Here is a 14,821-nt window from a genome sequence, read left to right as displayed (position 1 = left end):
ATCGTTAAACTATTTTATAATTGCTTCCTGAATTATTCTTTGAATATCTTCACGAATGTTTTCTTTTGATAATTTATTTGCTGCATTAGAATCTGGAAAGGTTCTATTAGAAAGGAAAATATAAATAATTTCTGTTTCTGGATCAGCCCAAGCCATTGTTCCTGTAAAACCAGTATGTCCAAAACTCTTACTTGAAACACAACCACAAGTTGGCCCTTCTTTTCCAAGCTGTGGTTTGTCAAATCCTAAACCTCTTCGACTTCCTTCTGTTTCAAAATATCTTGTATTAAATACATCGAATGTTTCAGGTGAAAAATATTGTTTTCCGCTATACGTTCCTTTGTTTAAAAAGAGTTGCATCATTTTTGCTATATCCATAGCATTTGAAAAAATTCCGGCATGACCAGCAATTCCACCTTCCATAGCCGCTTCCATATCGTGCACATAACCTTGAATTGTTGCATGACGAAAGTAAGTATCATCATCTGTAGGAGGAATAACACTCATATCAAATTTTCGCAACGGATTGTACATTGTATTATTCATTCCAAGTGGTTTGAAAAAATGTTGCGTACTCAATTCATCGATTGATTTTCCTGTAGCTTTCTCTAAATAATCTTTTAAAATGATGAAAGTAAAGTCACTGTATTTGTATTCTTTTTTAGGTAATAATTTACTGTCAACAATTTTTTTCATAATTGTATCTTGATAATCATCTCTAATATATAGATTTTCAGCAACTTGTTTAGTAAAACCTTTTTTATAAAATAAAGAATAATACTTATCAGCAGGACATTTATCGATATCTAAAGTTTCTTTATAAAATGGTTCCCAAGCTTGTAAACGTGCATTGTGAGATAATAATTCTTTAAATGAAATTGAATCTTTGTTGGTGCTTTTAAAAAGTGGCAACATTTCACCTAAACGAGTATCTAAATTTACCTTTCCTTTATCGTACAATTGCATGACATTTGGTAAAGTTGAAACCATTTTAGTTACAGAAGCAACATCATAAATATCAGAATTTTGAACTTTAGTTTGCTTTTTATAAGTATGATACCCGAAAGATTTTTGATAAACAACTTTACCTTTTCTTGCAACCAGAATTTGCATTCCCGGAGCCATTTTGCCATCAATTGCTTTTTTAGCATAAGTTTCAATTTCAGCCAATTTAGATGAACTCATTCCAACGTTTTCAGGAGTTGTAAATCCAAGTCTATCAACTTTTTCGGTTGATAAACCATCGTTAAATTTGAAATTATCATTAATCGAAACAGGTAAAACTCCTTTGGCTTCAATAGCACCAAAAATCAATTCAGCAGAAACTTCTTGAGCGATATCTCCATTTTGATAAGAAATAATTAAACCTTCAATTTCACTAAAATCTGTAACTGGAATTAACGAATAAGGTTTGGCAAATACATCTAAAATAACTTTATTATTCTTTGCGATTTCTTGAATCAATTGTAACTCTTTATCTGTAAAATCATGTTTTTTCCATGCTTTATCAGATTTATGAAAACCCAAAATAACTAAATCAAAGTTCTTCAACTGAATATTTAAACTATCTACACTATTTAATTCTATTTCAGTTACTTCTGTGTATTTTTTTAAAGTTGAAACAAACGGTGTATTGCTGTCATCTCCTAATTTTACGTAAGCAATTTTAGTTTCTAAATTTTTAATGGGAAGAACATCATTATTATTTTTCAAAACTGTAATCGCGTTTTCGTACAATTGATATTGTAATGAAACATTATCAACAGGATTAATATCAGAAACAATATTATTAAGTTCAACTGGTTTATATTTATTCAACCCTGCTTTAAATTTATAATGCAAAATCTTTTTTACAGATTGAGCAATTCTATCATCTGAAATTATAGAATCATTATAGGCTTGCGTAATTTTTTCAACAGCAATAGGTACATTTTCTGCAAAAAGTAAGATATCGTTTCCTGCTAAAAAAGCTTCTAAATCAATATCGCCAGGTTTTTTAAAACTACTTGCGCCTTTCATATTTAGAGCATCAGTAAAAATCAATCCTTCAAATTGCATTTCTTTTTGAAGCAAATCAGTTACAACATTATAAGACAAAGAAGTTGGATAATTTTCACGAGGTTCAAGACTTGGAACGTTTAAGTGTGCAACCATTACCGATTCTAAACCTTCGTCAAACATACGCTTGTATGGATAAAGCTCTACATTTTCGATTCGTTCACGAGAAAAATTAACCATTGGTAACGTATGATGTGAATCGGTTGACGTATCGCCATGACCAGGAAAATGCTTTCCTGTGGAAAATACTCCTTGATTTTGAACACCAGTCATTAATGCAATTGCTCTATCGGTTACATTTTTTTTATCCTCACCAAAAGAACGATTGCCAATAATTGGATTTAAAGGATTGGTATTTATATCAATAACTGGAGCAAAGTTAAAATGAATTCCCATTCTTTTGGTTTCTTTGCCCATTTGCTCACCTACTCTTTCAATAAGTTTTAAATCACGAATTGCACCAAGAGTCATGTTCCAAGGAAAACGATACGTAGAATCTAAACGCATACTCAAACCCCATTCTGCATCAATACCAATAAATAAAGGAAGCTTAGATTTAGATTGAAAACGATTGGTTAGTTTGGCTTGACGACTTGGTCCGCCTTGAAAGAAAATTAATCCACCAATTTTATAATCAGAAACAAGTTTGTCTAAAGAACTAAAATGTTCTTCGTTTTTATTTGAATAAGCAGCAACCATAAACAATTGCCCAATCCTTTCATTTAAAGGCATTTGACTATAAACACTATCAACCCATCGATCTTCTGCTTCGCTACCTTTAAAAAAAGTTTTTCTTTCTGCTTTTATATGCGGAACATATAATTCTTCAGCTTCAACAATTTCAGGTTTGATAATTTTATGGCTCGAAGTTTTCTTTGTAGTCGAGCAATTCGATACAAAAAAAGCAATAAACAATAGTAATAATAGATTTTTTAAATTTTTCATCAATAGCTTTTAAAAGAAACGACTATGCCAACTTTCACTTGCAGGAATTTCCCAACCTTCATTAAGTTCTTCAATAGTATTAACTAGATTATTGAAAACTATTGTGTTTTCTGAAACCGATTTGTCTTTTGCTAATTTTTTAAATTCTAAAAGTGTTTTGTAAGTAATAAATTCGCCTTGTTTGAAAGCTACATTCATTTTATCTAATAAATCTACACTATACTTTTGTTCTAAATTTTGAATAAATCCAACTGAAGCATCTATAGAACAACCAGTTGCAGGATGAAATTCTTGATTAACGGCAATTACTATAAATCTATTATATCTAATTGTAAATGAAGCTTCTAATGAAGTTCCGTGAGCTGACCAATTTTCAATAAATTGAAGCAAATCTTTTTCAATATCTGCAACTTCTTCATCAGAAAATTTTCTACTGGATTGATAAATCCAAATTCTAGATTCTTGCGGTAAATTTTCAAATGGAATGTACATTGTATTATTAGATTTTTCCCTTCGACATCGCTCAGGGTGACAATTGTTTTATTTTATAAATCTTGAGCGTTTGCAATTAATTCGGCAATATCAAGAACTTTAACTTCTGCTTCTTTTTCTTTATTTTTTACACCATCAGTCATCATTGTGTTGCAAAATGGGCAACCCGCAGCAATAATATCTGGTTGAGTTTCAAGAGCATCTTCCGTTCTTTCGATGTTAATTTCTTTATCTCCTTTTTCAGCATCTTTAAACATTTGAGCACCTCCAGCACCACAACAAAGACCATTAGCTTTAGAACGTTTCATTTCAACCAATTCTGCATCTAATTTTTGAATCAAATCTCTTGGTGCTTCATAGATATTATTAGCTCTTCCTAAATAACAAGGATCGTGAAAAGTAATTTTTTTACCTTTAAATTGTCCACCTTCAATAGTCAATCTACCTGAATCTAATAATGATTTAAGAAATTCAGTATGGTGAATAACTTCATATTTTCCTCCTAATTCTGGATATTCATTTTTCAAAGTATTGAAGCAATGCGGACAAGCTGTTACTATTTTTTTTGCTTCATAAGCATTTAGAACTTCAATATTCATCATGGCTTGCATTTGAAAAAGAAATTCGTTTCCGGCACGTTTTGCAGGATCACCAGTACAACTTTCCTCTGTTCCCAGAACAGCAAATTCTACATTAGCACGATTCAAAATTCGTACAAATGCTTTGGTAATTCTTTTTGCTCTATCGTCAAAACTTCCTGCACAACCAACCCAAAATAATACTTCTGGTTGCTTGCCTTGAGCTAACATCTCTGCCATTGTTGGCACGTTCAATACTTCTGACATCTTTTAATTTTAGATTTTAGAATTTAGATATTAGATCTATTTTAAAAATCTAATATCTAAAATCGTATATTTAATATTATTCATGTTGTCCATCGTCAAAAACCTCGATGGTTACTTCTTTTTCTATTAAATCAGTGAATTTTCCTCTGTAACGAGTTGCTTTCACCAAATGATTATCAATCCAATGGTAATTTCCTCCACGAGGTTTTCCCATTACCATTCCGTGATATTTGAAACCGTGTTGTTTTAACCAACGCTCCGTATATTCTCTATGTGCTTCTGTTCTAGAAGTGAAGAAAAAGATAATATGACCTTCATCATACCATTTATTTAATGTAATTAGAGCATCAGGATACACTTCTGCTGTTAACATTCGTTCTGGTTCTTCATTAGGAATATCATCACAGATAGTTCCGTCAATATCAATTAAATAATTTTTTACTCCTTCTGGTAAAATTGGACTTAAATGTTGTCCGTTTTCAGTAACTGGTTGTAAGGTTTTGTCAATGTCTTCCGCTTTCATTTTTTTTAAATTTTATTATTTCACATTCATTTAGACAAGTTTCCAATCCTCACAACATGGAAAATTATCATTATATTTAATTAAATTATTTATTGTTCATCTTTCCAATTCAATCGATCCATTTGATTGTACTGCCATGGCGCACCGTTATTTTCAATATTGGTCATCATGGCGTTTAATGATTGTGGTGCCGCACTTTGCTCCATAACCAAGAATCGACGCATATCCATTATGATTGATAACGGACTAATATTTACTGGACATTCTTCAACACATGCATTACATGATGTACAAGCCCATAATTCTTCAGCAGTAATATAATTGTTTAATAAGGAAACATTATCTGGAACAAAAACACCTTTGTTTTTATCGATATTTCTTCCTACTTCTTCCAATCTATCTCTTGTGTCCATCATAATTTTACGTGGAGACAATTTTTTACCTGTTTGATTTGCAGGACAAGCTGAAGTACAACGACCACATTCGGTACAAGTGTATGCGTTCAATAATTGCACCCAATTCAAATCCATTACATCTGAAGCTCCAAATTTACTTGGAACTGCATTTTCATCAACGGGTTGCGCTGCAAATGGATCGGCATTTGGATCCATCATTAATTTTACTTCTTTTGTAACACTTTCTAAATTATCAAATTTTCCTTTGGCATTCAAATCTGCAAAATACGTATTTGGGAAAGCTAAAAGAATATGTAAATGTTTAGAGAAATATAAATAATTTAAGAAAATTAAAATTCCGATGATGTGCAACCACCAAAATGTTCTTTCTAACATAAATACTAATTGAGAACTCATTCCATCGAAAATAGGAGTAAGAAACTGTGAAATTGGAAACGAACCTGCTTTTTCATAGTGACCAAAAACTTCCGGAAGATTTTGAAGATGTAAATCGGCAGCATTCATTAAAAGGAATAATGACATCAAAACTACTTCAAAATACAAAATGTAATTTGCATCATTTCTGGGTTTTCCATCCAAATCAGTACTTGTAAAACGTTTCAATTTAGTAACGTTTCTTCTAATCCAAAAAATGATTACGGCAACAAGAACCAAAAATGCTAGAATTTCGAAGGAACCAATAAGTACATCATACAAACCACCCATGAATTTGAAAATTCGGTGCGTGCTAAAAAGTCCGTCGATGATGATTTCTAATAATTCAATGTTGATGATTACAAAACCTACATAAACAATTATGTGTAGAAAACCTGCAACTGGTCTTTTGATCATTTTAGATTGACCAAGTGCAATCATTGCCATATTCTTCCATCTTTCAGAGGAATTATCTGAACGATTTACAACTTGTCCAAGTTTAATATTTCGGATAAGTTTTTTTACATTAATTGTAAAATATCCAAATCCGATGATTAATAATATTGCAAAAAATAGGTTGGCTAAAATTCCCATAATAGTTTTTTTATGCTATTTAATAGTGTCGTTTGTAGGTGCTTTGTATGGTTTGTTTTTCTTTCCAAAAAGTGAAACATTTACATAACGTGTTGGATATAATCGTAAATCTTGTAAAAGTAATTCAAGTTCTTTAGAAGCTTTCGTAAAGTTATTATACATCGCATCGTCTTTCATTAATTTACCCATTGTTCCTTTACCTGATTGCATATCTGCCAACATTTTATCAACATTAGCTAATGTTTTTTCAAGTGTTTTTACTGTTGGAGCAAGATTGATTTTAGCTAATGAATCGGAAACTTTTGTAAAATTAGCAGAAGCTTTTTCTACGTTTGACATCGTATTTCCAATTTTGCTTTTATTATCAGCTAGTAAAGAGCTTGTAGATTTTGAAATCGATTTAAATTCCACCATCACTTCATTCAAATTTGCTAAACTGCTTCTTAAATTTTCTCTAGTTTTTGCGTCTAAAACTCCATTTACACTCACTAACATTGTATTAGCATTGTCCAAAAGTTTTTCGATTTTATCTTTTAAGGGTTCTATTTGAAGAGCTAAAGCATCGGTTAAACCTAATTTACTAGACGATTTTAAATAGTCTCCGGAAACCGCAATTGATTTATCCTCTATATTTGGAATAATTGCAATTTGTCTTCCTCCAATTGGACTTGGAGCATAAATTTCTGCTAAACTCGATTTTGAAATTGGATAATCAGAATTTACTTGAAGTTCCACTAATAATTTTCCCGACTTGTCATCTAAATTTATAGAATTTACTTTTCCAATATTTAATCCGTTAATAGTTACAGGTGAAGACATGGTCAATCCTTCTACATTAGCATACTCAACATAAAATGTTTTGTAGTTTGTAAATAAATCTCTTCCTTTCAAAAAACTATATCCCCAAATAAACAGAAGAATGGCAGATATGACTAAAATAGCGGTTTTAATTTCTCTTGATAATTTCAAAATATCTTTTTTTTATTGGTACAAAATTAGTGTTTTTATTTGATTGCCTCTTGGATGTTTATACTTTTTCCATCTTTAAAAGCAATTAAGTAGGCAGTTGAATAACCTTTTGCTTTTGCTTCTTGCAATAATTTTTTTGCTTGTTCATGATTTGAAGTTGCACCATACATATATTTGTACAATCCATTATTGTATGAACTTGTAATATTTTTCAATCCTTTAAAATTACTTGGAGTCAAATCAAGTTTCTTAGCACTAGCTGAAAGTTGTACTTTAAAAACGATTCCTTTTTCATCAATAACCTCATTCACTTTTTCAATTGATTCTTCTTTTACAGAATCTGGTTTACTAACTTCTACAGGTTTTTCAACAACTCTTCGAACTGGTTTATCAATTTTAGGCTCATTACTTGATTCTCCATGAAAATCCTTTTTATAGCTAACAATGGCTTCTGCAATTGCTTGAGCAATGTCATTTTGTCCTTCTTCAGAATCTAATCTTGAACCTTCCTCTTTATTTGAAATAAACCCTGTTTCTATCAAAACTCTTGGCATATAAGATTTGTGTAAAACCATAAATGGCGCTTGACTAACTCCTCTACTTTTTACACCCATATCGTTTTTAAAATTATCTTGAATTTTTCCTGCAAGAGCAATACTGTTTTCCATGTATTCTTCTTGAATTAAAGTCATTCCAATTAATGATTCGGGAGCATTTGGATTATATCCCTCATATTTTTGCTTGTAATCTTTCTCTAATTTGATTACTTCATTTTCTTTTTTCGCAGCTTCAAGATTAGAAGCATTTTTAGTCATACCCATAACAAAGGTTTCTGAACCAAAAGCAGCTGTATTTTTATTAGCATTACAATGAACAGAGACAAAAATATTAGCATCAGCTCGATTAGCAATATTAGCACGTTCTACTAAATCGATAAAAATATCTGTTTTACGGGTATAAATAACCTCTATATTTGGATTTTTTTCTAGTATTTTTCCAACTTTTAATACGATAGCTAAATTTATATTTTTTTCAACATGACCTGAATAAACTGCACCAAAATCGTGCGATCCATGACCTGCATCAAGAGCAACTTTAAATTTTTCAGCTTGTGAAAATGAATATGTTGAGCTTAAAATTAAAGCTAATGATACTATAAATTGAAATCTATTTTTTATTTTCATAATTCTAAAAGTTAATTTTAATTAAAACTGCAAGGTTTTAAAATTATTATTTCTCTATTTTTGACGAAAAATAATATGTAAGTTTGGCTCTCCAAAAATCAAGCCATATTTTTACAAAAATAGTATTTAAACCTTTGCGTACAAACTTATTTTATATCGTTTTATTAGCATATTTCCTAACAATTGGAAGTAGCAAATCTTATTCGCAAGAATTACCCAAAGAAAGCAAACCGTTTCCTGCTAATAATCAGCAAACTAAAGCAAAAGAAACGAGTGATTTAGAAGGAAGCGAACTCGTTATTAAGGAGAAAGTTACCGTAATAAATGGTGATTCTTTAAAAAATAAAAAAGGCGTTTTAGAGGGAAAAGTTAGGTATAAAGCTAAAAATTATGCTCGCTTTGACAATAAAAAAAAGTTGATAACTCTTAATGATGGTGCCGAATTATACTATCAAGATTATGAATTAAAAGCAGGAATTATCGTTTTTGATTACCAAAAAGAAGAAGTTTACGCTGGAAGATTAAAAGATTCTACTGGAAAATATATTCAATATCCTGTTTTTAAACAAGGTTCAAATGTTATTGAACCAGATTCTATCCGATTTAATTACAAAACTAAAAAAGCATTAGTTTGGAATTCAAAAACAGAACAAGGCGAATTTAGAGTAAAAGCAGAAATCACCAAAAAAGAAAATGATTCTGTTTACTTTATGAAAGGTGCGCGTTTTACAACTTCTAAAAATATTGACGATCCTGAATATTATTTTTACACTTCAAGAGTAAAATTTGTTCCTGGAAAAAAAGTTGTTGTTGGTCCTACAAATTTAGTCATTGCTAATGTTCCAACACCATTAGCATTACCTTTTGCTTTCTTCCCAATGACTGAGACAAGTCGTTCTGGAGTTATTATTCCTAATTATAATTACACCAATCAGCGTGGTTATACACTTCAAAATGGTGGTTATTATTTTGCCTTGAGCGATAATTATGACTTGGCTGTTCTTGGTGATTATTATACCAATGGAAGTTATGGATTGCGTTTTGAATCCAGTTATGCTAAGAAATATAAATTCAGTGGAAATGTAAATTTGCGTTACGAAAACTTAATTAATAGTGAACGTGGTTATCCTGATTATTCAAAAACTACTATTTATAATATTCAATGGTCGCACAGTAAAGACAGTAAATCAAATCCAAATTCTAGATTTTCAGCATCGGTGAATTTAGGAAGTAGTAGATATTTCCAACAATCCTTGAATCAAGTCAATGTAGGTTCAAATTTGAATAACACTTTAAGCTCTTCCATTTCCTACTCTACTTCGTTTGAAACAGTTCCTAAAGTAAATGTATCATTAACAGCAACGCATTCGCAAAATACACAAACGCAACTTATCAATATGACTTTGCCTACTTTACAGGCAAGTGTTGATAGAATGTTTCCCTTTGCTCCAAAAGATGGTGCAAAAAAAGGATTTTTCAAAAACATCAATTTGCAATATAATCTAAGAGGCGAAAACAGAATTACAACTACTGATTCCTTATTTTTTAAATCAGAAATGTTTAGAGATGCATTAGTAGGATTTCAACACTCAATTCCGTTGAGTACCAATTTTAAAATTTTCAAGTATTTTAGTGCTTCAACTTCTCTTAATTATAATGAAGTATGGTATTTAAAAACTATAAAAAGATCATTTGATTTAACCGAAAATAAAGTAATTGATACCGATGTAAATGGATTTGATGCATTTAGAACTTATAATGTTTCTAATAGCATTGGAACTACTATTTATGGAACCTTTAATTTTGGTGAAGATAAACGAATCAAATCGATTAGACACGTCATGCGTCCGAGTATTTCACATTCGTATGCTCCAAGTTTTGATAAATATTACGACACTTATGCTGCTGATGGAAGCGGAAATATGATTAAAGAATACACACGTTTTGAAGGTGGAATTTTTGGTGCACCAGGAAAAAATTATTCAAATAGTCTTGGTTTTAGTTTGAGTAATACTTTTGAAGCAAAAGTAACTGATAGAGATTCAACGAAAACTGAACCTAAGAAAATTATGCTTTTAAACAACTTGAATTTTTCTACTGGATATGACATGGCTGCCGATACGCTTCGTTGGGCACCAATGCGAGTTAGTGGTGGAACACAATTGTTTAAACAAAAAATGAACCTCAATTTTGCTACTACACTTGATCCGTATGCAATTGATAATAATGGTAGAAGAATCAATACTTTTAATATAGATAATGGTGGAAGTTTGTTTAGAATGACGAGTTCTAATATGACTATAAATTATGCTGTTGCAAGTACTGATTTTGAGAAAAAAGAAAACAAGCAAGGTGCTAAAAATGGTGGTCGAACTGATGATTTATTTGGTAGTAACACGGATTTATCTGACCGACGCGAAAGCCAATTTACCGAGGAAGACGAAAAGAAATCCGTCAGTGAGTTTTATAAATATAAATTGCCTTGGGATTTGAATTTAGCTTACTCTATAACTTACAGTAATGCTAGACGAGAAAGTAAAATTACCAGCAATTCTTTAATGGTTTCTGCTAATACAAGTTTGACAACTAAATGGAAAGTGGGTGTTTCCACAGGATATGATTTTGTGCAAAAAGGTGTCACTTTTACCCAACTTCGATTGGAACGAGATTTATTGAGTTGGCGAATGGATTTCAATTGGGTTCCTTTTGGAGATTATACTTATTGGGGATTTTTTATTGGAATCAAAGCGAGTGTCTTGAGTGATATTAAGTGGGATAAACGTTCGCTTCCAGATAGAACTTTGAGATAGAAGATGGAAGATGGAAGATGGAAGATGGAAGATGGAAATTGGAAGATGGAAGTTGAAGTTGGAAGTCTATGGTAAGTTGTCACACTGAGCGCAGTCGAAGTGCTTATAAAACATAAATTTATGAAGAAAATAATAATTACAGAAAATGCTCCTGCTCCAATTGGACCATATAACCAAGCGGTTTTAGTTGGAACTACTTTATATACATCAGGGCAAATTGCTTTAAATCCACAAACGATGGAATTGGTTTTAGACAATATTGAAACTGAAACCAAACAAGTTATGGAAAACATGAAAGCCGTTCTTGAAGCGGCAGAAATGACTTTTGAAAATGTAGTAAAAACAACTATTTTCATTATGGATATGAATGACTTTGCAAGAATCAACAGCGTTTACGGAAGTTATTTTGATGAAAAAACCGCTCCAGCAAGAGAAACTGTTCAAGTGGCTGGTTTACCTAAAGGTGTAAATGTTGAAATTTCTATGATTGCTGTGAAGTAAATTTCAGTTAGCAGATTGTGTCACACTGAGCGCAGTCGAAGTGAAAAATACATAATCCTTGAGAGTGAAAACTTTTGAGGATTTTTTTTATATTTACTATTATTAATTAATTTTTTATAAATGAAAATTCAACTTATTGTATTCTTTCTTTTCACTAATGTATTTGTATTTTCTCAGAATGAAAAACTTGATAGAATAGGTTTAGAATATAGCCATTCAATAAAAAGAAATAGCAAAATTGAAATATCAATTTATCCTTCTTATAATACTCAAAATGGTTATATTGTACGTTCTGAAAATAATAAGATTATCAGTGAAAAAGAGATTTCAAACTCTGACTTCATGAAGATTGAAAAAGAAATAATGAAAATTAAAGTAAAAGATTTGTATAATAATTTTCAATTTGGTGTTGATGGAGCTTCAACAGAATTAAGTTTTGGAGATACAACAAATGAAATTACTTATAAAATTTGGGGTTTAAGTAAAAACGACAAAAACACATCCTATAAAAACTTTTTAAAAGTAACTCAAAAGATTTTAAAATTAGCTGACATTAAAATTGATGAAATTAATTAGCTATAAATCCTCGAGAGTGAAAACTCATGAGGATTTTTTTTTATATTTACAATTACTTACAAACGCTAATAAGTAATTTTAAATGGTTGATGATAAAAATGCGTTTATTTATAAGTTGTAAGCCATATTTTTGATAAACATATCTAAAAAAATGAAAATTGAGTATAAACTAAAACAAGAAGATTATAAAAATGCTTTGATTGAATTGTTACGTAAAGAATTTTGGAAACGTATCATTGCTATATTTTTAATTCCTCTAATCATTTCACTTATAATAGCAGAAAAATCAATTAATTGGAAAATCTTTATTATCACTTTTTTAATTTCTTTTTTTGGAATAATAATTTTATTATTTGGAAAAAGTTTATTCAACATATACAAAACTGACGATTTAATAAAAGAAAATCCTTTATATATTGGTGAAACATCTATTTTTTTAGAAGATGATGGAATTATATTTGGAAAAGAAAATCCAACTAAATATGATTGGAGTTTAATAAAAAGTATAGAAGATTTAACAAATTACATTATTGTTATTTTAGAAAACAACACATCAATAACAATTAATAAAAAAGAATTAAAAAACGAAGAAATTGCCAACATAATTGGAAAAATTAAAAGCAAAATAATAACATCAAACACAGTTTCAACTGTAAAAAAATCAAGGAATATTTATTGGTTAGGTTTCCTTGGATTAATTCCAAACATCGGCTTAATAATTGGTATAATTTTATCTATTATTGGTTTAATAAGAAAAGATTTGAAACTAATTTTTATTGGAGTTATAGATATATTATTTACAATTGTTTTTTGGACAATTTTAACTTTTATTGATAATTCAGATTATTTTTCAAAATCCATTGATAAACAAATTATAGAAATTACTCAGGGAAATCTAAATGATTTAGTAAAGCAAATTGAATTTTACAAAATTGCAAAAGGAAAATATCCTGAAAAACTAAATGAAATTAAAAATAAAAATTCTTTCATTATTATAAATGAAATATTTGAAACTGAAAAAAGTATTGAATTATACTACAAAGTTAAAAATGATAAATATGTTTTAAAATCATTTGGTCCAGATAGAAAAATAAATACAAATGATGATATTTATCCAAGATTAGAAATTGATAGCACAAAAATTGGATTAAGAAAAAAATTATAACCTTCTCTACTTCAACCCATCAATACCCAATAACAACAATTGCGCGGTTGCTTCATTAGTAGCTAAAGGAACATTGTGAACATCGCAAACACGAATTAGCATATTGATATCTACTTCATGAGGATGATTTGACATTGGATCTTTGAAGAATAAAACCATTTTTGTTTTTCCTTCGGCTACACGAGCAGCAATTTGGGCATCGCCACCAAGTGGTCCGGAAAGCATTTTCTTTACTTTAAAACCTGCAGCTTCTGCCTTTGAACCTGTTGTTCCAGTAGCAATGAGTTTTATATTTTCTTTTAAAAGAATTTCTTTATTTTTATTTAGAAACTGAACCATATCAGCTTTTTTTCCGTCGTGGGCAATTATTGCGATTTCCATTTATAAAAAATTATTGATGTAAAAATAAAAAAACCTGACGTAATGGTCAGGTTTCTTTTTAATTATTTATTTAAAACGTGATAAGCAATCAATCCATCAATTGGACGTCGCAAAACGTTTCCTACTTTAATATCATATTTATTCAAAATCTCTGTCAATTCATCTTTCAAATAAAAAGCAATGGAACCAACAAAATGAACTGGAATATCTTTGCAATTGTCATATTGCATAATATAATTTTTAGCAAATTTTTTCAATTCTTTGTAAATGATTTTTTTACAAAACTCTGTGTCTTTGTGTTTGATAATAAATTTGGCAAACGTTGCTAAATAAGCATTAGGATTCGATTCTTTGTATAAATTAGCTTTGATATAATCGGCATCAACATTGTATTCTTCTTCAAATTCTTTTGCTAAATCGCTAGGCATTTTATTAAAATAATAACCACGCAATAAATGACGTCCAAAACGATTTCCTGAACCATCATCCATAGCAATATAGCCAAGTGATTGTACTTTTTGATGCAACACTTTTCCATCAAAATAGCTGCAATTTGAACCAGTACCTAAAATACAAACAATGGCTTCTTCATCTTTTGGAGTTGTTGCATAAACTGCTGCATACGTGTCTTCATGAACTACAACAACAGCATTTGGAAAATACTCTTGAAAAACTTCTGATAAAAAATTTTTCATTCTATCAGTGCCACAACCTGCTCCATAAAAAAACAGATGTGTAGCTTTTGTTTTGTTATGAGAAATATCAAATTTATCTTCAAGACGATTGATTACTTCTTCTTTATCTAAAACTTCAGGATTTAGTCCTAAGGTTTGAGTTGTGAATAATACTTTGCCATTTTCATCAATTGCAATCCAATCAGCTTTAGTAGATCCACTATCAACTAATAATTTCATAGTTTGGGTTTGTTTGGGTTGGTATAAAAAATCC

The 14,821-nt window shown here is 30.1% G+C and carries 13 protein-coding genes; 4 read left to right on the top strand and 9 right to left on the bottom strand.

Going from position 1 to position 14,821, the window contains the following annotated elements; all coding sequences use genetic code 11:
• Positions 1-9 precede the first annotated feature (9 nt).
• The 7 genes from Q0049_RS04405 to Q0049_RS04375 all read right to left on the bottom strand — a co-directional run bounded on the left by Q0049_RS04405 (position 10) and on the right by Q0049_RS04375 (position 8,440).
• On the bottom strand, positions 10-3,003 hold the full coding sequence (locus Q0049_RS04405) for a glycoside hydrolase family 3 N-terminal domain-containing protein (protein WP_298116987.1): 2,994 nt from the start codon (positions 3,001-3,003) through the stop codon (positions 10-12).
• A 9-nt stretch (positions 3,004-3,012) separates the two neighbouring features.
• A complete protein-coding gene (locus Q0049_RS04400) occupies positions 3,013-3,495 on the bottom strand; it encodes an ABC transporter ATPase (RefSeq protein ID WP_298116985.1) in 483 nt (160 codons plus the stop codon).
• 53 nt (positions 3,496-3,548) lie between these two features.
• Positions 3,549-4,340, bottom strand: coding sequence for a (Fe-S)-binding protein (locus tag Q0049_RS04395; RefSeq protein WP_298116983.1), 792 nt, complete (start codon positions 4,338-4,340; stop codon positions 3,549-3,551).
• 76 nt (positions 4,341-4,416) lie between these two features.
• Positions 4,417-4,863: a phosphoheptose isomerase gene (locus tag Q0049_RS04390; RefSeq protein WP_298116981.1), complete on the bottom strand. Its 447-nt coding sequence runs from the start codon at positions 4,861-4,863 to the stop codon at positions 4,417-4,419.
• Positions 4,864-4,952: 89 nt separating this feature from the next.
• Entirely contained in the window at positions 4,953-6,287 is a 1,335-nt protein-coding gene (locus Q0049_RS04385) for a (Fe-S)-binding protein (protein ID WP_298116980.1), read from the bottom strand.
• Between the two features lie 15 nt (positions 6,288-6,302).
• The gene (locus tag Q0049_RS04380; protein ID WP_298116977.1) at positions 6,303-7,256 is read right to left on the bottom strand and encodes an MlaD family protein; all 954 of its coding nucleotides are present in this window, start codon (positions 7,254-7,256) and stop codon (positions 6,303-6,305) included.
• A gap of 35 nt (positions 7,257-7,291) precedes the next feature.
• A complete protein-coding gene (locus Q0049_RS04375; protein WP_298116975.1) occupies positions 7,292-8,440 on the bottom strand; it encodes an N-acetylmuramoyl-L-alanine amidase in 1,149 nt (382 codons plus the stop codon).
• Between the two features lie 83 nt (positions 8,441-8,523).
• On the opposite strand from Q0049_RS04375, the gene Q0049_RS04370 reads away from it, so the two are divergent.
• The 4 genes from Q0049_RS04370 (at position 8,524) to Q0049_RS04355 (ending at position 13,492) form a co-directional block, all read left to right on the top strand.
• Positions 8,524-11,250, top strand: coding sequence for a putative LPS assembly protein LptD (locus Q0049_RS04370; protein WP_298116973.1), 2,727 nt, complete (start codon positions 8,524-8,526; stop codon positions 11,248-11,250).
• 120 nt (positions 11,251-11,370) lie between these two features.
• Entirely contained in the window at positions 11,371-11,751 is a 381-nt protein-coding gene (locus Q0049_RS04365) for a RidA family protein (RefSeq protein ID WP_298116971.1), read from the top strand.
• Positions 11,752-11,871: 120 nt separating this feature from the next.
• Entirely contained in the window at positions 11,872-12,327 is a 456-nt protein-coding gene (locus tag Q0049_RS04360; protein ID WP_298116969.1) for a hypothetical protein, read from the top strand.
• A gap of 151 nt (positions 12,328-12,478) precedes the next feature.
• Positions 12,479-13,492, top strand: a complete 1,014-nt coding sequence (locus tag Q0049_RS04355; protein ID WP_298116967.1) for a hypothetical protein — start codon at positions 12,479-12,481, stop codon at positions 13,490-13,492.
• Between the two features lie 6 nt (positions 13,493-13,498).
• Here Q0049_RS04355 and Q0049_RS04350 read toward each other — a convergent pair whose 3' ends face one another.
• Together Q0049_RS04350 and Q0049_RS04345 are read right to left on the bottom strand one after the other, a co-directional pair.
• Positions 13,499-13,873 (bottom strand): methylglyoxal synthase, encoded by a 375-nt coding sequence (locus Q0049_RS04350; RefSeq protein WP_298116965.1) that lies wholly within the window; start codon positions 13,871-13,873, stop codon positions 13,499-13,501.
• A gap of 62 nt (positions 13,874-13,935) precedes the next feature.
• On the bottom strand, positions 13,936-14,787 hold the full coding sequence (locus tag Q0049_RS04345) for a BadF/BadG/BcrA/BcrD ATPase family protein (RefSeq protein ID WP_298116963.1): 852 nt from the start codon (positions 14,785-14,787) through the stop codon (positions 13,936-13,938).
• Positions 14,788-14,821 lie beyond the last annotated feature (34 nt).

Source organism: Flavobacterium sp. (assembly GCF_027484205.1).
Taxonomy (GTDB): Bacteria; Bacteroidota; Bacteroidia; order Flavobacteriales; family Flavobacteriaceae; genus Flavobacterium.
This window is presented reverse-complemented; position numbering and strand designations above follow the sequence as displayed.